This window comes from Streptococcus mitis (assembly GCF_001281025.1).
GTDB lineage: Bacteria > Bacillota > Bacilli > Lactobacillales > Streptococcaceae > Streptococcus > Streptococcus mitis_AK.
Genome location: NZ_CP012646.1, coordinates 1,412,588 through 1,434,426 on the forward strand (window position 1 = coordinate 1,412,588; position 21,839 = coordinate 1,434,426).

The 21,839-nt window shown below is 40.0% G+C and carries 18 protein-coding genes and 1 pseudogene; 5 read left to right on the plus strand and 14 right to left on the minus strand.

All coding sequences use genetic code 11. The features are described from left to right. Positions 1-134: 134 nt before the first annotated feature. Complete coding sequence (locus tag RN80_RS06900; RefSeq protein WP_060628427.1) at positions 135-878, minus strand: class A sortase; 744 nt, start codon at positions 876-878, stop codon at positions 135-137. Then, positions 878-3,346 (minus strand): DNA gyrase subunit A, encoded by a 2,469-nt coding sequence (gyrA, locus tag RN80_RS06905; protein WP_060628429.1) that lies wholly within the window; start codon positions 3,344-3,346, stop codon positions 878-880. Before gyrA ends, RN80_RS06900 begins: the two co-directional genes overlap by 1 nt. 194 nt (positions 3,347-3,540) lie before the next feature. Between gyrA and RN80_RS06910 the strand changes: the two genes are divergently transcribed. Beyond that, positions 3,541-4,527 (plus strand): L-lactate dehydrogenase, encoded by a 987-nt coding sequence (locus RN80_RS06910; RefSeq protein ID WP_000204728.1) that lies wholly within the window; start codon positions 3,541-3,543, stop codon positions 4,525-4,527. 75 nt (positions 4,528-4,602) lie between these two features. Continuing rightward, entirely contained in the window at positions 4,603-4,758 is a 156-nt protein-coding gene (locus tag RN80_RS09925) for a hypothetical protein (RefSeq protein ID WP_155455670.1), read from the plus strand. A gap of 86 nt (positions 4,759-4,844) precedes the next feature. On the opposite strand, the gene pyk is transcribed toward RN80_RS09925, so the two are convergent. The 3 genes from pyk to RN80_RS06925 all read right to left on the minus strand — a co-directional run bounded on the left by pyk (position 4,845) and on the right by RN80_RS06925 (position 10,599). Continuing rightward, complete coding sequence (pyk, locus tag RN80_RS06915) at positions 4,845-6,350, minus strand: pyruvate kinase (protein WP_060628431.1); 1,506 nt, start codon at positions 6,348-6,350, stop codon at positions 4,845-4,847. A 58-nt stretch (positions 6,351-6,408) separates the two neighbouring features. Further along, positions 6,409-7,416, minus strand: coding sequence for a 6-phosphofructokinase (pfkA, locus tag RN80_RS06920; protein WP_000820863.1), 1,008 nt, complete (start codon positions 7,414-7,416; stop codon positions 6,409-6,411). A gap of 81 nt (positions 7,417-7,497) precedes the next feature. After that, positions 7,498-10,599, minus strand: coding sequence for a DNA polymerase III subunit alpha (locus RN80_RS06925; protein ID WP_060628433.1), 3,102 nt, complete (start codon positions 10,597-10,599; stop codon positions 7,498-7,500). Positions 10,600-10,887: 288 nt separating this feature from the next. Between RN80_RS06925 and RN80_RS06930 the strand changes: the two genes are divergently transcribed. The 3 genes and pseudogenes from RN80_RS06930 to RN80_RS06935 all read left to right on the plus strand — a co-directional run bounded on the left by RN80_RS06930 (position 10,888) and on the right by RN80_RS06935 (position 14,112). Then, on the plus strand, positions 10,888-13,170 hold the full coding sequence (locus RN80_RS06930; protein WP_060628436.1) for a Xaa-Pro dipeptidyl-peptidase: 2,283 nt from the start codon (positions 10,888-10,890) through the stop codon (positions 13,168-13,170). A gap of 174 nt (positions 13,171-13,344) precedes the next feature. Further along, positions 13,345-13,645, plus strand: a pseudogene (locus RN80_RS10210) (Xaa-Pro dipeptidyl-peptidase); the annotation flags it as partial. Then, positions 13,642-14,112 (plus strand): arginine repressor, encoded by a 471-nt coding sequence (locus RN80_RS06935; protein WP_001043026.1) that lies wholly within the window; start codon positions 13,642-13,644, stop codon positions 14,110-14,112. The pseudogene RN80_RS10210 and the gene RN80_RS06935, both read left to right, overlap by 4 nt. 43 nt (positions 14,113-14,155) lie before the next feature. On the opposite strand, the gene RN80_RS06940 is transcribed toward RN80_RS06935, so the two are convergent. From RN80_RS06940 to dnaG, 9 genes are all read right to left on the minus strand, one after another. Continuing rightward, entirely contained in the window at positions 14,156-14,314 is a 159-nt protein-coding gene (locus RN80_RS06940) for a hypothetical protein (protein ID WP_001808548.1), read from the minus strand. 9 nt (positions 14,315-14,323) lie between these two features. Continuing rightward, a complete protein-coding gene (obgE, locus tag RN80_RS06945; RefSeq protein ID WP_000061642.1) occupies positions 14,324-15,634 on the minus strand; it encodes a GTPase ObgE in 1,311 nt (436 codons plus the stop codon). 63 nt (positions 15,635-15,697) lie between these two features. Beyond that, a complete protein-coding gene (locus tag RN80_RS06950) occupies positions 15,698-15,832 on the minus strand; it encodes a DUF4044 domain-containing protein (RefSeq protein ID WP_000863859.1) in 135 nt (44 codons plus the stop codon). A gap of 58 nt (positions 15,833-15,890) precedes the next feature. Further along, complete coding sequence (locus tag RN80_RS06955; protein WP_162489588.1) at positions 15,891-16,082, minus strand: PspC domain-containing protein; 192 nt, start codon at positions 16,080-16,082, stop codon at positions 15,891-15,893. A 14-nt stretch (positions 16,083-16,096) separates the two neighbouring features. Then, a complete protein-coding gene (locus RN80_RS06960) occupies positions 16,097-17,422 on the minus strand; it encodes a glycosyltransferase family 4 protein (protein ID WP_060628438.1) in 1,326 nt (441 codons plus the stop codon). A gap of 15 nt (positions 17,423-17,437) precedes the next feature. Further along, the gene (gene cpoA, locus RN80_RS06965) at positions 17,438-18,481 is read right to left on the minus strand and encodes an alpha-galactosylglucosyldiacylglycerol synthase (protein WP_060628440.1); all 1,044 of its coding nucleotides are present in this window, start codon (positions 18,479-18,481) and stop codon (positions 17,438-17,440) included. 114 nt (positions 18,482-18,595) lie between these two features. Next, positions 18,596-18,925 (minus strand): metal-sulfur cluster assembly factor, encoded by a 330-nt coding sequence (locus RN80_RS06970; protein WP_000331925.1) that lies wholly within the window; start codon positions 18,923-18,925, stop codon positions 18,596-18,598. Between the two features lie 14 nt (positions 18,926-18,939). Continuing rightward, positions 18,940-20,049, minus strand: coding sequence for an RNA polymerase sigma factor RpoD (rpoD, locus tag RN80_RS06975; protein WP_000201903.1), 1,110 nt, complete (start codon positions 20,047-20,049; stop codon positions 18,940-18,942). A gap of 2 nt (positions 20,050-20,051) precedes the next feature. Beyond that, positions 20,052-21,812, minus strand: coding sequence for a DNA primase (dnaG, locus tag RN80_RS06980; protein ID WP_060628442.1), 1,761 nt, complete (start codon positions 21,810-21,812; stop codon positions 20,052-20,054). Positions 21,813-21,839: the final 27 nt, after the last annotated feature.

Genomic DNA, 21,839 nt, shown 5'->3' on the forward strand with positions numbered 1-21,839 from the left:
TAACACAAAATATTAAAATAGGTAATTGTTTTTGAAAAATGCTAGTATTTGTATTGATTTATCATTACTTAGCATGCTTATAAAGCAATATAAAAAGAACCAGTAAAATAAAATGTTTACTGATTCTTTAACTATTAATAGCGCTGTTTATATGGTTGATTGAAAGCTGTTAGAATTTCTTCAGGTGTTTGTGAATAATCTTTTGTATCTTTCAAGTCACCTTTTACGATAATACGCTCTGTCGCATCATAGTCTACACATGTTACAAGTGTGATTTCATCAACACCACTACGATCATCAATCTCATCGACGCGATCTGGTGTCACATGCTTCACTTCTCGAATTTCATAGGTATAAACTTTATCCTTATCAGTTAGATAAATTTTCATCCCATTTTTAGCGCGTGCCAGTGGAGAAAAGAGCATTTGACTGGCATTTTCTGCTGTAAAGATGTGGTGGCTCGCAAGTGAATAGTTTCCTTTCCCCATCACTTGGTCACGCTTCATTGTACCAGCTCCATAGAAGAGATTGACATTATCAAGCCCCTTAAAAATAGGCAAGTTAATTTCTACCTCAGGGACAGCAATTCCACCGATAACTGGCAATTTTTGCGAATCCCATTGTGAGGATAAGACAGCTTCTGACGAGATGGCTTTTACGGAATCAAAGTCAAAATTCCCTTCTGTATCTTGATTTTCTTCCAATTTTTCTTTTGATACTTGGCTGACTTGGTATTTATTGGTATTCCAAACCATGAACATATCACGAATTTTTGAATTGAAAATCAAAGCCACTGACAAGAGGATTAAAAACCCTGCCAAGATATTGATTAGTAAATTTTTACGGTTTGTTTTCTTTTTGTTCTTTTTATGAGACATTATGCTTCACCTTCTGTTTCGTTTCCTGTCCCAACTTCTTCTTTTTCTGCCGCTGCAACCGTAGTAAAGGTTACAATTTTAGCATCTTGGTCCAGGCGCATCACTTTAACTCCCATAGTTGAGCGACCTGTTTGTGAAATATTGGCAACGTTGGTTCGAATCATGACACCTGTATCAGTGATAATCATCAAATCTTCATCACCTTTTACAGTCATAAGACCAGCAAGGGAACCATTCTTTTCAGTAATTTTAGCAGTTTGCATCCCTTTACCACCACGACCTTTAGTTGGATATTCGGTCGCAACTGTGCGCTTACCAAATCCTTTTTCAGTGATAATAAGAACCTCGTCCTGATCTGTAATCACACTAGCACCAACAACTGTGTCTCCGTCACGAAGGTTAACACCTTTCACACCAGTGGCGACACGACTCATACCACGAACAGCTGATTGATTAAAGCGAACTGAATAACCAAACTTTGTACCAATGATAATATCCGTGTCCTCTTCTGTCAGCAAGACATTAATCAACTCATCTTCATCTTTAAGATTCAGAGCTTTAAGTCCATTTTGACGAATATTAGCAAATTCCTTAACGCTGGTTCTCTTCACAATACCATGACGAGTTGTGAAGAAAAGATAAGCATCATCGCTACGTTCAGATTCAACATTGATGATGGTCTGAATACTTTCACCTTCATCCAATTTCAAAAGATTGACAATCGGTAATCCCTTGGCTGTACGGCCATACTCAGGAATTTCATAGCCTTTCAGGCGATAAACACGGCCTTTATTTGTAAAGAAGAGTAGGTGATCATGAGTGCTAGTTGACACTAACTCTCGGACAAAATCATCATCCTTAACACCTGTACCTTGAACACCACGACCACCACGTTTTTGAGCGGTGAACTCAGCTTGGTCGAGACGTTTGATGTATCCCTTGTTAGAAAGTGTAATCAAGACATCCGTTTCTTCAATCAAATCCTCATCTTCGAGGCTTAAGACTTCACCGACCATCAATTCCGTACGACGTTGGTCACCAAATTTACGTTTAACTTCATCTAATTCATCTTTAATGATTTGAGAAACACGTTCCGGCTTAGCTAGAATATCTGCTAAATCCGCAATCAGAGCCAAGAGGTCATCATACTCAGACTGAATCTTATCGCGTTCCAAACCTGTCAAACGACGAAGACGCATATCAAGGATGGCCTGACTTTGACGTTCAGAAAGCTTAAACTTACTCATCAACTCAGCTTGTGCTTCCGCATCTGTTTCACTAGCACGAATGATACGAATCACTTCATCGATATAGTCTAGTGCGATCAAGAGACCTTCTAAAATATGAGCACGTGCTTCCGCTTTTTCCTTATCAAAACGTGTACGACGAACAACCACTTCTTTTTGGTGCTCGATATAAGCATCCAAAATCTGACGAAGAGACAAAATCTTCGGTACCCCATTTTGAATCGCCAACATATTAAAACCAAAGTTAGTTTGCATCTGGGTCATCTTGAAAAGATTGTTGAGGATAACATTGGCTGAGGCATCGCGCTTAACTTCGATAACAAATCGAACACCTTCACGGTTTGACTCATCACGTACCGCTGTTATTCCCTCAATGCGTTTTTCCTGAACCAAACGAACAATATGCTCATGTACCTTGGTTTTATTTACCATGTATGGAAATTCTGTCACAACGATGCGCTCACGGCCAGTTTTAGTTTCTTCAATTTCAGTACGAGAACGAAGGACAATAGAACCTTTACCTGTTTCATAAGCCTTATGAATACCTGATTTCCCCATGACAAGGGCACCTGTTGGAAAATCTGGACCAGGCAAAACTTCCATCAAGTCCTTAGTAGTCACTTCAGGATTGTCCATGACCAACTTCACTGCATCAATGGTTTCACCCAAGTTATGAGGTGGAATATTTGTTGCCATTCCAACCGCAATACCAGTCGCTCCATTAACCAAAAGATTTGGAAAGCGCGCTGGCAATACCAAGGGTTCACGTTCATTGGCATCGTAGTTATCAACGAAATCAACTGTATTTTTATTGATATCACGAAGCATCTCCAGAGCAATCTTGCTCATGCGTGCCTCGGTGTAACGTTGGGCGGCAGCACCATCACCATCCATGGAACCAAAGTTTCCATGGCCGTCGACAAGCATGTAACGGTAACTCCACCATTGAGCCATGCGGACCATGGCTTCATAGATAGAGGAATCCCCGTGTGGGTGGTATTTACCCATGACGTCCCCTGTAATACGAGCAGATTTTTTATGGGGTTTGTCTGGAGTAACACCCAATTCATTCATTCCATAGAGAATCCGACGGTGAACCGGTTTCAAGCCATCTCGAACATCAGGAAGAGCCCGCGCTACGATAACACTCATAGCGTAGTCGATAAAGCTCGTCTTCATCTCCTTTGTCAGATTGACATTCACTAAATTTCTATCCTGCATTAATAAATGCCTCATTTCACTATTAGTAATTAACTATATTATACCATAATGTCCGCTATATTTCAGGTATCTAAAATCACTAAAACGTTTACATCAAGAACTGAAATGCATATCCGTGACAAAGCTTTTTAAAAGTGATAGAATTAAAATAACTGGGGAAATCCCTGAATAAAATTAAGGAGATGTTTAGAATAATGACTTCAACTAAACAACACAAAAAAGTTATCCTTGTCGGTGATGGTGCTGTAGGTTCTTCTTACGCTTTTGCACTTGTTAACCAAGGAATTGCACAAGAGCTTGGAATTATCGAAATTCCACAATTGCATGAAAAAGCTGTTGGTGACGCGCTTGACCTTAGTCACGCCCTTGCCTTCACTTCACCTAAAAAAATCTATGCAGCTCAATACTCTGACTGTGCAGACGCTGACCTTGTTGTAATCACTGCAGGTGCGCCTCAAAAACCAGGTGAAACTCGTCTTGACCTTGTAGGTAAAAACCTTGCTATCAACAAATCAATCGTAACTCAAGTTGTTGAATCAGGTTTCAAAGGTATCTTCCTTGTTGCTGCTAACCCAGTTGACGTTTTGACTTACTCAACTTGGAAATTCTCTGGTTTCCCTAAAGAACGTGTTATCGGTTCAGGTACTTCACTTGACTCAGCACGTTTCCGTCAAGCACTTGCTGAAAAATTGGATGTTGATGCTCGTTCAGTGCACGCCTACATTATGGGTGAACACGGTGACTCTGAGTTCGCTGTTTGGTCACACGCTAACATCGCTGGTGTAAACCTTGAAGAATTCCTTAAAGACACTCAAAATGTTCAAGAAGCTGAATTGATTGAATTGTTCGAAGGTGTTCGTGACGCAGCTTACACAATCATCAACAAAAAAGGTGCAACATACTACGGTATCGCAGTAGCCCTTGCTCGTATTACTAAAGCAATCCTTGACGATGAAAACGCAGTACTTCCACTTTCAGTATTCCAAGAAGGTCAATACGGAGTTAAAAACGTCTTTATCGGTCAACCAGCTGTTGTTGGTGCACATGGTATCGTTCGTCCAGTAAATATCCCATTGAACGACGCAGAAACTCAAAAAATGCAAGCATCTGCTAAAGAATTACAAGCTATTATTGACGAAGCGTGGAAAAACCCAGAATTCCAAGCTGCTTCTAAAAACTAATTTAGATAGAAATAACTCCTTGAGTCATCAGGGAGTTATTTTTTATCTGTATCTAAACTAAATATTTTAGGAAGTTTGCGTGAAGAAAACAACATCCCTTTAAAAGCTATTATGACGCGGATTTGGAATAATGCCGCTAAGACGCCCCATCAAATCAACACTCACATTATTAAAGGTCTGGAGCAAGCAGTGCTTGACGCACTTGATACCGTCGCATTAAATCGAAAGTAAAAAATTTTGCCCCATTTTTGCCCCATGGACAAAAAAAGCCCATCATACAGGCTAGAAAGCTTAATATGATAGGCTTTTTATTTTAATTAACGTACTGTGCGGATACGCATTGTGTTTGTACGTACAGCTTCTCCAAGTGGTACACCAGCTACGATAACGATATCATCACCAGATTGTACAAGACCTGCTTCAACTGCTTTACGTTCAGCAATTTCAAACATATCGTCAGTTGATGATGGAGCATCTGTCAACATTGGGATAACACCCCAGTTCAACATCAATCCACGTTCTGTCAATTCGTCGAATGTCAATGCCAAGATATCAGCATTTGGACGGTATTTAGAGATCAAACGTGCAGTGTGACCAGTCTTAGTAAGAGTTACAACCAATTTAATGTCCATTGAGTTAGTAGCATCTTTAACAGCTGAAGCCATTACTTCTGTCTTAGAGTTACGTTCAAATGAATCTGAGTTCAAGCGACCGTATTCGTTAAGAAGAGTTTGAGCGTTCTTGTCGATTGTAGCCATTGTAGTTACTGACTCAAGTGGGTATTTACCGTTTGCAGACTCACCTGAAAGCATTGTAGCGTCAGTACCGTCGATAACAGCGTTGAATACGTCTGATACTTCTGAACGAGTTGCACGTGGTTTTTCAGTCATTGTTTCAAGCATGTTTGTTGCAGTAATAACAACTTTACCTGCAGCATTAACTTTCTTGATGATCATTTTTTGGTAAACTGGAACCATTTCGAATGGTACTTCGATACCCATGTCACCACGAGCAATCATGATACCATCAGCAGCTTCGATGATTTCATCCAAGTTGTCGATACCTTGTTGGTTTTCGATTTTAGCGAACAATTGAACATGTCCGTTTCCAGTTTCTTCACAGATTGCACGAACTTCGTTCACATCTTTTGCAGTACGTACGAATGAAATAGCGATGAAGTTGATACCTTGTTCAAGACCAAAGCGGATATCATCGTTATCACGTTCAGCAAGTGCTGGGAAAGGAATTTTAGTGTTAGGGATGTTAACACCTTTTTGTTTAGCAATTACGCCATCGTTTTCAACTTCAACTTCAAATTCACGAGTCGCATCATCTTTAGCAACAACGAGAAGACCAAGTTTACCATCGTCAACCAAAACTTGACGACCAACTTCAACATCATCATAGATATCAAGAGCACCAGCAACGTTCAATGCGATTACATCACGAGTTGATTTGATTCCTTGCTTAGTAGCAACACGAATTTTTTCACCAGTTGTGTAAGAGTACTCTTTTGCATCTCCTTCAAACAATTCAGTACGGATTTCTGGTCCTTTTGTATCAAGAAGGAAACCAACTTTTTTACCTGCAAGTTTTTCAGCAAGTTTAACAGTTGCCATACGGTCACCTTGTTCTTGGTGGTCACCGTGTGAGAAGTTGAAACGGAATGTGTTAGCACCAGCTTCAATCAATTTAGCAATGTTTTTAGCTGAAGCTTCAACATCAAGTTTTTCGCCCCAGTATCCGTCATCACCGAATTTTTTACCACCACGGATTTCTACCGCAGGTCCCAAAGTTGCAACGATTTTTACACGTTTGTTCATGATTTTTGTGACTCCTTTATATATATGACCTTTTTGGTCTTATTAACTAAATTATAAATTATGACAAGCTCTTATTCAAGCTAGATAGCTCAAGGTCAGCCTTGTGTGGGTTGTTAACCACAATCTTACCATCTGCAGTAAGGCTAAACAATGCTCCTTCTTCTGCAGTTCCAAGAATTGGATTTTCAACCATTTTCTCGTTACGGATACCAACCGCAACACCACCGATACCTTCTTTAAGAAGTTTAACAGCATGTGCACCCATACGTGATGCCAAAACACGGTCACGCGCAGTTGGAGAACCACCACGTTGAATATGTCCAAGTTCTGTCACACGAAGGTCACTTGTGTCTCCAGCTTCTTTTAGTTTTTGACCAAATTCAGCCGCTGACATCACACCTTCAGCCAAGACGATGATATTGTGTTTTTTACCACACTCATAACCACATTTAATGCTTTCTACGATATCTTCAATCTTGAAGCCTTCTTCAGGAATGATGATTTCATCAGCACCAGTTGCGATACCTGCCCAAAGAGCGATATCACCTGCGTTACGTCCCATAACTTCGATAACAAAAGTACGACGGTGACTTGATGACGTATCACGAATCTTATCGATAGCGTCCATAGCAGTCGTAACCGCTGTGTCAAAACCGATTGTAAAGTCAGTACCAACGATATCGTTATCGATTGTACCTGGAAGACCGATAGCTGGGAAGCCATGTTCAGTCAAACGCATAGCACCGTGGTAAGATCCGTCACCACCGATAACAACTACACCTTCAATCCCGTGTTTTTTCAATTGCTCAATCCCTTTAAGTTGCCCTTCAAGTTGAGCGAACTCTGGGTAGCGAGCTGAGTGAAGGAAAGTACCACCACGAGAAATGATGTCTCCTACTGAAGCTGCATCTAGGGGATGAATTTCACCGGCAACCATACCAGCATATCCATCATAGATACCAAACACTTCCATTCCTTCTGAAATTGCTTGACGAACAACTGCACGGATGGCAGCGTTCATACCAGGGGCGTCTCCACCACTAGTCAAAACAGCAATACGTTTCATATTGGTTATGCTCCTTTTTCTTTTAACATTCTTACTGATTATACCACATTTACGTTGAAAATTCTTCTATTTTCCGTAATTTTAGCGATAAATCGTTTTCATAACGATTCCATTCAATTTCGCTTCTAATTCATCAGATTTAACTACAAAATGGTTGGGAGAAACAATCGTTCTCTGTTCCTCTTCATACCTGATGATGACTGGGATTGGGCCTTTATATTGATCTAAAATTCTCGAAATTTCTTGATCCGAATCATGATTTTTCACCTGAATCCAAAAGCGCTCAGCAACTGCTTCTCTTATTTCTTGTGCAATCATTTGCAGACGACCGTCACGTGACTGGATTTTTCCTTTTATATAGTAGAAGGCTCCTTCTCTTACTTCCTGTCCAACCTGTCGATATAAATCTGAAAAGAGGGTAACATCCAATTTTTTCTTACTGTCATCCACCTGTAAGAAAGCCATATTTTCACCCTTTTTGGTACGAATTACTTTTATTTTCTGAACTTCAACCAAAATAATAGCGTAGCTATTTTCTGACAAATTTCCAATTGGGGTAATAGGGTAAATAGCCTTACTTGCAATAGCTTGTAAGGGATGTTTGCTCACTCCTACTCCTAGAAGCTCTTGTTCCATGTAGAATTTTTCTTGCTCCGACCAGTCCTCCGAATCTTGCCAACTATAGATGGTCTCTCCAAATAAGCTTCCTAACACTTTCACAAATTCAAATAGATTAGCTAAATTATTGAATACTTTTTGACGATTTTTTTCAAATGAATCGAAAAGACCAACTTTTACCAAAGGTTCCAGCAAAGGAAGTTTCAAATAATTCTCAGGTAGTTTAGCTAAAAAATCTTCAATATTAGAATAAGGTCTATGTTCAATAATCCAAAGCGCCAAATCCTTGCTGAGCCCCTGAATCGATTTCAAACCTAGATAGATAGACTTGTTGGCAATTTTATCGTGATAGGGAATAGTATTGATAGACAGAGGGGCTACTTCAAAACCTGCTTCTAAAGCATCTGTTACATAATCACTGTTGACAGAATTCAACATAATCTGATAAAAGATGGCTGGATAATGTGTTTTAAAATAAGCCAACTGGAATGCCAAGGCTGAGTAGGCATAGGCGTGAGATCTATTAAAACCATAACCTGCAAACTTCTCCATAACATCAAAAACCTGCTCTGCTTTTTCCACAGTATGACCAGCTTCTATGGAGCCTTGAATAAAGGAAGCCCTCATCTCATGCATGGCAGAGGCATCCTTTTTCCCCATAGCTCGACGCAAAATATCGGCCTTCCCAAGACTAAATCCAGCAAATCGCTGAGCAACCTGCATAACCTGCTCCTGATAGAGCATAATGCCATAAGTTGGAGCCAAAATATCCTCCAGCACTGGATCCAGAACCGTCACTTCTTCCTGCCCATGCTTTCTTGCCACAAAATTATTGATATAATCACTAGCACCTGGTCGATTTAGGGAAGTAGTTGCTACGACATCTTCAAAACAAACTGGTTGCACACGTTTTAGCAAGCGAATAGCACCAGGTTGTTCAAATTGAAAGATACCTTTTGTATTACCAGAAGCAAAAAGAGTTAGCGTTTCTTTATCTTCCAAATCGATTTCTTCAATTTTAAGGTGAATACCTTCTGTTTCAGCAAGCAACTCTTGCATTTTCTGGACAAATGTCAAATTTCGCAATCCCAGAAAGTCCATTTTCAATAGCCCGCTAGATTCAACTCCATGAGCATCATACTGAGTCAGTGGAATTTCGTCACCATGCTTTAGAGGGATGTAATTGGTTAAATCTTGGTCACTAATTACAACACCAGCTGCATGGACAGAGGTTTGTCTTGGATATCCCTCAATCTTGCAGGCAATTTCAAAGGCTTTTTGGTATTCTAACTTACTATTGATTTGCTGACGAAACTGGAGGTTACCCTCATAGGCCGACTTGAGATTATCACGAAAACTGATTTTCTTGGTAATTGCAGATAATTCATACTCTGGCACACCAAAACGTTTCAAGACATCTCGCAAAGCTTGCTTGGCCCCAAAGGTAGAAAAAGTGACGATTTGAGCCGCATGTTTACTGCCATATTTATTACCAACATACCTGATAAAATCTGGACGATAAATATCTGGAATATCAATATCAATATCAGGCATGGTATAGCGTTCACGATTGAGGAAACGTTCAAAAATCAGATTTTTCTCTACTGGGTCAATCCCTGTAATGTCTAAAGCATAGGAAACCAAGCTACCAACTGCGGAACCTCGTCCCATTCCCATATAATAGCCATTCGAACGTCCAAAACGCAGCAAATCCCAGACAACCAAGAAATAATCATCAAAGCCCATATCATGAATAACAGCCAATTCTTGGTCTAGACGGTCTTGATATTCTTTACCAGTTAACCCCTTCTGAGCAAGCCCCAATTCAGCACGTTCTCTCAATTCTTCTACTGCTGGCCTTGCTGGATTAAAACGAGGCAATTTTAGACTAGTATCCAAGTCATAAGAAATACCTGAAATCAGCTTTTCTAAGTTCTCCAAGGCTTGCGGAAATCGTTCTTGGAATAGTTTCTCTAAAGAACTTGCTGATATAAGAACATCTTGTCGTGAGCGCAAAGGAACTTCTCTAAGTGGTAGATTTTCTTTAATCGCTGTTAATACTTGTAGAACTTCTCTATCCCTGCTTTCAAAGGCATTGACCCGATAGAGGGGCAAGATTGGATGATGAAATTCGCTTGCTAGTGTTTCTGGGTAAACCCCTATATAGTAATCACAGCCTAGATTTAACAACTCAAGCTCTTCAAAATAAGGCACAATTACCGCAATATCCTCCAGGTACTGGGACAAAACTGACCAAGTTTTCTCCCCCTGCATCTTGGCTGTTGAAAGTTTCATCAACTGCTGATAGCCCACACTAGATAAAGCTAAAAAGCGCAGATTCACATCTTTATCATCTACAAGGACATTCATTTCAAGCCCTAACAAAGGATGAATTCCATATTTTTTTGTAACCTCTAGAAAGTCAAAAGCACAATAAAGATTGTCAATATCCATCATAGCCAGATGAGTGTATCCATAGTCTTTTGCTACTCTCACATACTTATCGATTGAAATGACACTCTCCATAAAACTATAGACTGTTTTTGTATCTAGTTGTGCGATCAATTTACACTTCTCCTCTATCGTTCTCACTATATTATACCATTTTCTTTAAATTTCTATTAGTATTACTGATGCTTTAATATCTAATAACTAAAATCATAGTTGACTAGACGATCCTTGCCCGATTTTCAACAGAATCGCTAATATTTTTGTATTTAAGCTTATCATTTTACATGTTTATTTCATAAGTACTTATTTTTATTTATTATAATTTCTGTTAATTTTTATAGTTTCTTTTCTCTCTATTTTTTGATATAATAACCTTAATATATTTCATAAATAGGAGGTTTTATGCGTTTTAATCAATTCAGCTATTTTGCGCTACCTAGAGATACAATTATCTTTGAATTAAAAAAGTATGGATTCGATTTACCGGTCAACATTACAAATAAAAAAACGCTTGAAGCGTTTCTTATTCGTTTCTTTTTTAATTACAAAGATAGCACCTATCCCCTATCCAGTTTAGCAGTTGATAAAGAAACTGACTTACTGACATTTTTTCAGTCAGACAAAGAACTGACTGCAGATATTTTCTATACTGTAGCCTTTCAACTCTTAGGTTTTTCCTACTTGATTGACTTTGAAGACAGTGATGTTTTTCGTAAAGAGACTGGTTTTCCCATTGTATATGGTGACTTGATTGAAAATTTCTATCAGTTACTCAATACTCGCACCAAAAAGGGAAATACTCTTATCGACCAACTTGTCAGTGACGGTCTTATTCCTGAGGATAATGACTATCACTACTTTAACGGTAAGAGTTTGGCTACTTTTTCTAGCCATGATGCCATTCGAGAAGTCGTTTACGTTGAGTCTCGTGTCGATACTGACCAAAAAGGTCTTCCAGACTTAGTCAAGGTTAGCATTATTCGTCCTCGTTTTGATGGAAAAATCCCTGCTATCATGACAGCCAGTCCCTATCATCAGGGAACAAATGACAAGGCTAGTGACAAGGCTCTCTACAAGATGGAGGGCAATCTCGAGGTTAAACCTGCTCACAAGATTGAGCTAGAGGAACCTCAACTAAATCTCGTCCAACCTCAAGGTCAAGCTGAGCTTGTGTCAGAAACTGAGGAAAAGCTAACGCACATCAACGCTAGCTATACTCTCAACGACTACTTCCTTCCACGAGGTTTTGCCAATCTGTATGTCTCAGGTGTTGGTACCAAAGACTCTACTGGTTTCATGACTAACGGAGACTACCAGCAAATCGAGGCTTATAAAAATGTCATCGATTGGCTTAATGGCCGTTGCCGTGCTTTTACTGACCACACGCGCCAACGTCAAGTCAAGGCTGACTGGTCAAATGGAAAAGTAGCTACAACTGGACTTTCCTATCTAGGTACCATGTCCAATGGTCTTGCGACTACAGGTGTAGATGGTTTAGAGGTTATTATTGCCGAGGCTGGTATTTCTTCGTGGTACAACTACTACCGTGAAAACGGTCTGGTAACTAGCCCAGGTGGTTATCCAGGTGAGGACTTTGACTCCCTTGCAGAACTAACCTACTCTCGTAATCTCTTGGCTGGCGACTATATTCGTGGTAATGAAGATCACCAAACTGACTTAGAAAAAGTAAAAAAGCAGTTAGATCGCAAATCTGGTGACTATAATCAGTTTTGGCATGACCGCAATTATCTGCTCAATGCTCATAAGGTAAAGGCAGAGGTTGTCTTTACTCATGGTTCACAGGATTGGAATGTCAAACCACTTCATGTTTATCAGATGTTTCACGCCCTTCCTGATAATATAAATAAGCACCTCTTTTTCCATAATGGTGCCCATGTTTATATGAATAACTGGCAGTCCATTGATTTCCGTGAGTCCATGAATGCCTTATTGACTAAGAAATTACTGGGAGAAGATACAGATTTTCAACTCCCTACTGTCATTTGGCAGGATAATACAGCTCCTCAGACTTGGTTATCACTTGATACCTTCGGTGAGCAAGATAACTTTGAAACATTCTCACTTGGTCAAGAAGAGCAAGTTATTCAAAACCAGTATTTAGATAAGGATTTTGAGCGTTATGGTAAGACATACCAGACCTTCAATACGGAACTCTATCAAGGGAAAGTCAATCAGATTACTATTGACCTTCCTGTGACCAAGGATCTCCACCTGAACGGTCGTGCCCAACTCAATCTTCGTATCAAATCCAGTACAAATAAGGGGCTCTTATCTGCCCAACTGCTAGAATTTGGACAGAAGAAATACCTACAACCTTATCCAGCTGTATTAAGTGCTAGAACCATTGACAACGGTCGCTACTACATGTTGGAAAATCTTAACGAATTGCCTTTTCGTGAAAATGCACAACGCGTCGTGACAAAAGGCTACCTCAATTTACAAAATAGAAATGATTTACTGTTAGTAGAGGATATTACTGCAGATGAATGGATGGATGTGCAATTTGAACTGCAACCAACTATTTACAAGTTAAAAGAAGGAGATACTCTTCGTTTAGTCCTCTATACTACTGACTTTGAAATCACAATCCGTGACAATACCGCTTACCAGCTGACTGTTGATCTTGAACAGTCTACACTTATCCTACCTTATCAAAAGGTATAATATATTAGAATTTCAATACGGAACTATTTCCACTTGAACAGTTGAAACAAACATAAACTTTGGGTCAACTTCAATCCCAATATGGGCTTATGATAGGTCTACACGGGAGCTTAGACAAAAGATACTAAGACCCTAACCAACATATGTACTCATTAATAACACTCGCTACCACTCCACATGTTGGACAATCTCTGTGAATTGACATTAATCGTAAATTCACAACAAGTCGTGACAAAAGGCTACCCTAATTGAATGATTTACTGTTAGTAGAGGACACCAATGTAGATAAACGGATAGATACCCAATTCATCTACACCCAACTAGTGACAAGTTAAAAGAAGGAGATTTCCTCCGTATAGTTCTCTATACTACTGACTTTGAAATCATCATACGTGACAATATCGCTTACCACTCGACTGACGTTCTCGTTCAGTCCACGCTTTCTGTACCTTGTACAAGGAGTAATATTTTATGAATAAATCTGAACACCGACACCAACTCATACGAGCTCTTGTAACTAAAAACAAGATTCATACTCAAGCTGAGCTACAAGCTCTTCTTGCTGATAATGATATTCAAGTTACACAAGCTACACTTTCGAGAGATATTAAAAGTATGAACCTCTCAAAAGTACGTGAAGAAGATAACTCTTACTACGTGCTCAATACAGGTTCTATCTCAAAATGGGAGAAACGTCTCGAAATTTATATGGAAGATGCTCTTGTCTTGATGCGCCCAGTTCAACACCAAGTCCTGCTAAAAACCCTTCCTGGACTTGCTCAATCCTTTGGTTCTATCATTGATGCTTTGAGCTTCCCTGACGCTATCGCTACTCTCTGTGGAGATGATGTCTGTCTCGTCATCTGCGAAGATGCAGAAGCTGCTCAAAAATGCTTTGAAGAACTGAAAAAATTCGCTCCACCATTTTTCTTTGAAGAATAACAAAATTCCGTGTCTCATGTGGCACGGAATTTTGTAATATTCTTTACTGAGATGGATTCTCTTTTTTAGTTCGTGCTAATCTCAGGGCACGATTTGGATTGAGACGATTAAACAGTTCTTCCAATTTCTTTTCATTCCAAACGTCTGCGGCAGAAACAAAATTGCCATCCGCATCTCGGAAAGATATCGGTTTATCTCCCATATCAATCTCCTAGTCTACAAATTCAAACTCAAATTTACCAATTCGGACCAAGTCACCATCTTTAGCACCACGCGCACGAAGGGCTTCATCAACCCCCATACCACGTAATTGACGGGCAAATTTCATGACTGATTCGTCACGATCAAAGTTGGTCATATTAAAGAGTTTCATGAGTTTTTCACCAGAAAGTACCCATGTCGCATCGTCATCACGACTAATTTCAAAGGCTTTTTCTTCCTCATCAAATCCATAGTAAGCTTCTTCTTCCATATCTGACTCGTCGTAGAGCAAGAATTCTGGTGTCTTGTCTAACAATTCAGCTGTAGCATCCAAAAGTGTAGCCAGACCTTGCTTGGTCAAACCAGATATTGGGAAGATAGCTGGTAACTCTTCAAATTCATCATAGTTTTCAGCTAATTTTTTCTTGAATTCTTCAAGATTTTCCTGACTCTCAGGCATATCCATCTTATTGGCTACAATAATCTGTGGACGCTCCATGAGACGAAGATTGTATGACTCCAGCTCTTTATTGATGGCAAGATAATCCTCATATGGATCACGGCCTTCGCTAGCTGACATATCAATGATATGGAGGATGACACGTGTACGTTCGATATGACGGAGGAACTGGGTTCCCAGACCGACACCTTGACTAGCCCCTTCAATCAAACCTGGCAGATCGGCTACTGCAAAGGATTCACCTGATTGGGTGCGAACCATACCTAGATTTGGTACAATGGTCGTAAAGTGGTAGGCACCGATTTTTGGTTTAGCAGATGTAATAACACTTAAAAGAGTTGATTTCCCTACAGATGGGAAACCTACTAAACCAACATCTGCCAAGATTTTTAGTTCCAATTGTAACTCACGTTCCTGACCTGGTTCTCCATTTTCAGAGATTTCAGGTGCAGGATTTTTTGGTGTCGCAAAGCGGATATTTCCACGTCCACCGCGACCTCCGTGAGCAACGATAAATTCTTGCCCGTGTTCTATCAAATCTGTCAAAACCTTGCCAGTCTCTGCATCACGAACAGTCGTACCTTGTGGCACTCGAACTCTAAGGTCCTCAGCACCACGACCATGCATCCCTTTGGTCATCCCTTTTTCACCAGAATCAGCCTTGAAATGACGATTGTAGCGGAAATCCATCAAGGTACGCAAACCTTCGTCTACAACGAAGACCACATTTCCTCCACGACCACCGTCACCACCCCAAGGACCCCCATTAGGGACATATTTTTCACGGCGAAAGGCAACCATACCATCGCCACCATTACCAGCCTTGACCTTAATCTTGGCTGTATCTAAAAACATACTCATTTTTTCTTCTCACTTTAAAAAAGGGCTGGGAAATCCCAGTCACTAAATTTTCTTGTATCTATTTTATAGATTACTGAGGGCACCAATTGCAGTTGCAAAAATTCCCAATAAACTTGCTACTAGCATGATAATCACGATAAACAAGGTTATTTTCTCAAACATAGTTTTTTTACGATTTCCATTATCTCCAAATGCCATTTTTATCTCCTTCGTTACATTCTATTTTCTATTATCTTAGCATGAATTGAGCTAGTTTTCAATAGTCAGTTGCTACAGGTGCAATAATCCATAAAATGATATAAGCTACAATTCCTGCCCCATAACAAAATGCAAGAACACCCCATATTACACGAACAATAGTCGGATCAATATCAAAATAATTTGCGACCCCAGCACATACTCCAGCAATTTTTTGATCACTACCACTTCTCATCAATTGTTTTTTCATAGCTATTCCTCTTTCTATTCTTCACTGTCTTTCCAATAATCTCTGATGCTGATTAACTGTGTTTTTGAAGCCCTCAGCATTCGTCTAGAGCCTTTTACAGGCACAGCAACCACCTGTTGCGGTAAATACAAAACTGTCTTAAAGATACGCTGGCTGACCGTATCATCTTTTGCTAAATCTTTCTGGAAGTTATTTGAAATAATGGCATCCAAATAAAACTCATGCACTCGTTTTCCAAAGTTCTCAGCTGAAATCTCGTACAATTTCTCTGATAAGGTATACTCATCCATATCTGGCGTTGCAATCAGGGCCTCCAGAATAGCTCCAGCCAAATCATGTTCACCGTAATACAAGGTTCCAAACATTTTATCACTGATAAGATTGTCCAGATAAGGATTTCCGTGAGCAATGACAGGTGTTCCACTGGCTAAGCTTTCCAAGTATGTCAAACCTTGCGTTTCACTTGTCGATGCCGAGATAAAGAAATCCGCCGCCTTATAGTAAAGAGCTGTCTCACTAGGAGCAATCATGCCTGTAAAGATGACGGAGTCTTGAATCTCTAGTTTCTGGGCTTGCTCTTTGAGGTTATCCAGATAAGGGCCATCCCCAGCAACTACCAGTTTAACCTTGTCTTCTTCTTTCAGAACATCTGCAAAAGCTACTAATACTGCTTGAATATTTTTTTCATAGGAAATTCTCGAAAGACTAAGTAACATCTGTTCATCAGCTTGAATCCCTAGTTTACTACGTAGTTCTTTCAGATTTTCTTGCTTGATTTCTGGACGTTCAAACTTGGCTAATTCAATCCCAGTAGGAATGACACGTTTTTCGACCTTGACCTTATAGTCAGATAGCAAGTCACGGACAATCTCACTAGGACAAATGACTCCATCTACATCATGTAAAAAACCTCTAACCAAATACTTGACCATACTAGGACGAATCAACATTCCCTTAGCAATATAATGCACGTAGTCTTCGTATTGGGTGTGATAGGTATGGATGACTGGAATCTTCAATTCACGCGCAATCCAAATCCCCAACAAGCCTAGAGAAAATTCTGTCTGAGTATGGATAATATCCAGTTGATATTGTTTAGCAATTTCAAGCGCCTTGCTGAATCCTCGATAGGCAAAGCGACGATCCTTAAAAGCAAAGAAAGGAACACTTGGAATACGAATAATTTGCCAATCTTCATAGCGATTGACATCCTTATCTGTCGTTGTAAATATGAAAACATCATGTCCTTGTTTTTCAAGTTCTGTTTTCAAGGTTCGAATACTGGTCGCAACACCAGAAACCTGAGGAAAATAAGTATCTGTAAATAAACCAATTCGCATAGATTACCTCACTTTTTATTTTCTCCCTAAAGCCGCTTGTTTCTCATAAAAGTCCAACCAGATTTGCAACAGATGCTCTTCTGAATACTCTCTAGAAATATTCTTAGCTTTTTCTTTCAAATCTTTTAAAGCAGCAGGATTCGCTTGATATTCCAGAATAGCTTCTTTCATCTCTTCTCTATCTGCTGTCGCCCGATAATTTCCCTCCAAAATTACCTTATAAAGATCTAAATCACGCAACATAATAGGAGCTTCACAACTGGCAGCCTCTAAAATCGTCATCGGAAAGAGCTCATTATAACTAGGAAGCAAGAAAAGATCCGCTAGGGCATACAACTCGCGCATCCGCTCTGGTGAGACAATTCCTGGAAAAATCAAATTTTTAGGGGGATTCTCCATAATTTTCTTGTAGCGCTCATAACCATCTGTCATGCCACCAAAAGAGAAACCACCTGCCCAGATAAAGGTAATTTGTGGCAATTCCTCAGCCAGACGGATAAAATCGTCAATCCCTTTGCGCTTCTGAACTTGACCAGCACCTACTACGATAAACTGATTGTAACTAAGACCTAGCTCTGTACGCAGTTTCGCTACCTCTTCCTGTGGAAGAGGATGCCATTTTTCCTTGTTTACAAAGTTAGGAATATAAGTCACTTTTTCACGTGGAATACCAGCTGCCACCAAATCCTCGATAAACATAGGATTGACCACCACCAAGTGCTCCATTCGGTTGTAAAAAGAAAATACATAGCGTTTCACAATTCCCTTTAAGAAAAATGGAATTTTCAAACTCCCCTCAAGTGTATCAGGCAAGAAGTGCACATAGCCAATTTTCCTTCCTGAGCGTTTCTTTTGAAATGTTGATAAATAATAGGGGAAATCAATTGTATGAAAGTGAGTCACATCGGCTTCGATTGGAAGATTTTCTGTAACAATCAATTGGTCCTTGGCATCACGGTGAAGAAGACGAACTAATTCACGGTAAGCACCTGAAACTCCTTGTCCTGCTACTTTCTCACTTGAACTCAACATATTGATGCGTAATTTCTTTTTTTCCATAACTACTATTATATCATTTTCTTTGAATAAAATCAGCAAAAGAAAGGAGAGACTAGAGGAAAAGAAGGGAAATTTCCTCGCTTTTCCAATGGTCTCTCACATGCTTTTATTTGTTTACTTAATGCCTAGGGCAATGCGTGCATAGCGACTCATTTTTTCAACTGTCCAGGCTGGATACCAGACTAATTTAACCTCAGTATCCGTTACTTCTGGCACCTCTGTCATGGCATCATAAATCTGGTCTGTCAAAAGATCTGCCAGGGGACACCCCATGGTTGTCAACGTCATATCAATCTCTGTTTGTCCTGTGTCACCGTCAAAACGAATTTCATAGATCAAACCAAGATTGACAATATCGATTCCCAACTCAGGGTCAATAACTTCTTCCAAGGCTGATAAAATTCGTGTTTTGATGTTTTCAATTTGCTCTTCTGTATAAGCCATATTCATCCTCACTCTTAGTCTTCAATAAAATCACGAAGCGGTTTGCTGCGACTTGGTTGGCGTAGTTTTCTCAAAGCCTTAGCCTCGATTTGACGGATTCGCTCACGGGTTACGTTAAAGACTTTACCCACATCTTCAAGGGTACGCATTTTCCCATCATCTAGCCCAAAACGTAGACGCAAAACATTTTCTTCACGGTCTGTAAGAGTATCCAAGACCTCATCCAACTGCTCACGCAAGACGATACGAGTTGTATAGTCCACTGGATTTTCAATCACTTCATCTTCGATAAAGTCTCCAAGGTGGCTATCATCCTCTTCACCAATAGGAGTTTCAAGAGATACTGGTTCTTGGGCAATCTTCAAGATTTCACGAACCTTATCAGGTGTCATATCCATACGTTCAGCGATTTGTTCTGGTGTCGGATCTTGTCCCAATTCTTGAAGAAGGTTACGCTGTTCACGAACCAATTTATTGATGGTTTCAACCATGTGAACTGGGATACGGATAGTACGAGCTTGATCCGCAATAGCACGAGTGATAGCCTGACGAATCCACCAAGTTGCGTAAGTTGAAAACTTGAACCCTTTAGAATAGTCAAACTTGTCAACAGCCTTCATCAAGCCCATATTTCCTTCTTGAATCAAATCAAGGAACTGCATACCACGCCCGACATAGCGTTTGGCAATAGAAACAACCAAACGAAGGTTGGCTTCCGCAAGACGTTGTTTGGCTTCGATATCGCCAGCTTCCACTGCTAGTGCTAATTCTTTTTCCTCTTCATTGGTCAAGAGAGGAACGACCCCAATTTCTTTCAAGTACATACGGACAGGGTCATTAACCTTAGCCGAAGTTGAACCAATCAAATCCTCATCACTGAGTTCTGGCTCTTCTTCAGTGCTAAGAACACGCGCACTCGGATTTCCTTCGTTATCTGTGATAGAAATCCCTGCATCCTGAATTCGTTGCAAGAGATCTTCAATCCCATCAGCATCCAAGGTAAAAGGAATCACCAGACTTGCATTAATTTCATCATCCGTTGCTGTCCCTTTTTGTTTATGATTACGGATAAATTCTGCTACTTGTACATCAAATGTTGTTACTTCTTTTTGTTTTGTTGCCATTATTACTCCATTCTTCTCTTTTGGGAAATTAAACGTTCCAATTCTTCTAGGGCTGTGTCGGTATCTCCTACATGGCTCGCTTCCTGCACCTTCTTTTTGATTCTCATATTGTCCTGATTCAAGAGTGCCTTGTTTCGAGTCATTTCTACTTCACTAAGTTCCTGAGGTGACATCTCAGCAGGCAAATCCTGAGCTAAGACTTGGTACCAAGCTCTTTCAACTTCCTCTGTCTGTTCTGCTAGAACTTCTGGAGGAAGATTGCCATACTGACCAAGCAAGTCATATAAGACCTGAAATTCAGGTGTGTCAAATGCAAAATCTTCTCGCAAACGGTAATCGTTCAAAACAAGAGGAGATTCCACCATTCGATAAAGTAGATGAGCTTCTGCCCTCATAATAGCTGATAACTGCTTGGTGACAGGCATAGTGATTTGCGTCGGTCTGGAAATTCCTTCCATGCGATTCTGCCTTTGTGCCTGACGGCTTTCATTAACAATCTGCTCAATCTGGGCATAATCAAAGGATGCCAGACTGTCAGCTAAAATATGAATATAACTGTTTTGAGCAGTGATAGACTTTTCTTGAACAATCAAGGGAGCTATTTTTTCAATAAACTCAATCTGAGCCTGCAGATTTTCACTATTTTCAGGTTTGTACTGGTGAATGTAGAACTCAATCGGACTAATACGAGTTTTTGTTAATAGATAGGCCAAGTCTTCTGGTCCATTTTTTTGTAGATATTCATCTGGATCCAAGTTATCAGGCATGCTGATAATCTGCACAGGCATGTCACCAATTTCGTCCAGCGCTTTCAATGTCGCAGCTTGCCCAGCCTTATCGCCATCGTAAACAAGTACTAACTTCTTAGTTAGCCTTTTCAGATGCTCAACATGCTCACGACTCAAGGCCGTTCCCATGGACGCCACAGCATTTTCGATTCCAGCCCGATAGGCTGCAATGACATCCATGAATCCTTCCATCAGATAAATCTCACTGGCTTTTCCAGAAGATTTTTTTGCCCTATCCATATGATATAATTCGTAACTTTTGTTAAAAATTACAGTCGATCGGCTATTTTTATACTTAGAAGTTTGTGAATCCGTTTTCTGCCAGATACGACCTGAGAAGGCAATAACCTTTCCCTGGTCATTTGTCAGGGGAAACATGATCCGATTGTGAAATGTATCTACAAATTGATTAGCATCCGAGAGATAAAACAATCCTGAATCTAGGAAATCCTCATCACGATACTGACCAGACAAACGTTGATAGAGATAGTTTCGTTCTGGAGGTGCTAAACCAATCCGAAAATGTTTGAGCACTTCATCTGTCAAACCACGCTGATAAAGGTAGTTTCTGGCCTCCTCCCCCATGGTCGTTGTCATGAGAATAGCATGGTAAAATTTGGCTGCATCTTCGTGCATATCATAAAGAGCTTGGTGGGCTGAAGCTGGCTTCTGTTCACTATAAAGCGGTTTTTCCACCTCTATCCCGACACGCTGACCTAAGATTTGGACAGCCTCCATAAAGGGAACTCCTTGATACTCCTCGATGAATTTAAAGACATCACCTGAGCGCCCACAACCAAAACAGTGGTAAAACTGCTTGTCCTCTACAACGTTGAAAGAAGGTGTTTTTTCACCATGAAAAGGACAGAGCCCTAGATAGTTCCGTCCTGCCTTTTGTAAAGAAATCACATCTCCTATGACTTCCACAATGTTGGCATTGTTTTTGATTTCTTCAATGACTTGTTTGTCAACCATACACAATACCTCCATGTTATCATAGTT

Excerpts from the sequence above, each read along its gene's own strand:
- obgE (WP_000061642.1), bottom strand. The coding sequence starts at position 15,634 with ATGAGTATGTTTTTAGATACAGCCAAGATTAAGGTCAAGGCTGGTAAT.
- RN80_RS06970 (WP_000331925.1), bottom strand. The coding sequence starts at position 18,925 with ATGGCTTATACAGAAGAGCAAATTGAAAACATCAAAACACGAATTTTA.
- RN80_RS06940 (WP_001808548.1), bottom strand. The coding sequence starts at position 14,314 with ATGGGAGATAAACCGATATCTTTCCGAGATGCGGATGGCAATTTTGTT.
- RN80_RS06910 (WP_000204728.1), top strand. The coding sequence starts at position 3,541 with ATGACTTCAACTAAACAACACAAAAAAGTTATCCTTGTCGGTGATGGT.
- RN80_RS06955 (WP_162489588.1), bottom strand. The coding sequence starts at position 16,082 with ATGAAAAAACAATTGATGAGAAGTGGTAGTGATCAAAAAATTGCTGGA.
- RN80_RS06960 (WP_060628438.1), bottom strand. The coding sequence starts at position 17,422 with ATGCGAATTGGTTTATTTACAGATACTTATTTTCCTCAGGTTTCTGGT.
- RN80_RS06900 (WP_060628427.1), bottom strand. The coding sequence starts at position 878 with ATGTCTCATAAAAAGAACAAAAAGAAAACAAACCGTAAAAATTTACTA.
- pyk (WP_060628431.1), bottom strand. The coding sequence starts at position 6,350 with ATGAACAAACGTGTAAAAATCGTTGCAACTTTGGGACCTGCGGTAGAA.
- RN80_RS06935 (WP_001043026.1), top strand. The coding sequence starts at position 13,642 with ATGAATAAATCTGAACACCGACACCAACTCATACGAGCTCTTGTAACT.
- cpoA (WP_060628440.1), bottom strand. The coding sequence starts at position 18,481 with ATGGAAAAAAAGAAATTACGCATCAATATGTTGAGTTCAAGTGAGAAA.
- pfkA (WP_000820863.1), bottom strand. The coding sequence starts at position 7,416 with ATGAAACGTATTGCTGTTTTGACTAGTGGTGGAGACGCCCCTGGTATG.
- RN80_RS06930 (WP_060628436.1), top strand. The coding sequence starts at position 10,888 with ATGCGTTTTAATCAATTCAGCTATTTTGCGCTACCTAGAGATACAATT.
- gyrA (WP_060628429.1), bottom strand. The coding sequence starts at position 3,346 with ATGCAGGATAGAAATTTAGTGAATGTCAATCTGACAAAGGAGATGAAG.
- dnaG (WP_060628442.1), bottom strand. The coding sequence starts at position 21,812 with ATGGTTGACAAACAAGTCATTGAAGAAATCAAAAACAATGCCAACATT.
- RN80_RS06950 (WP_000863859.1), bottom strand. The coding sequence starts at position 15,832 with ATGGCATTTGGAGATAATGGAAATCGTAAAAAAACTATGTTTGAGAAA.
- rpoD (WP_000201903.1), bottom strand. The coding sequence starts at position 20,049 with ATGGCAACAAAACAAAAAGAAGTAACAACATTTGATGTACAAGTAGCA.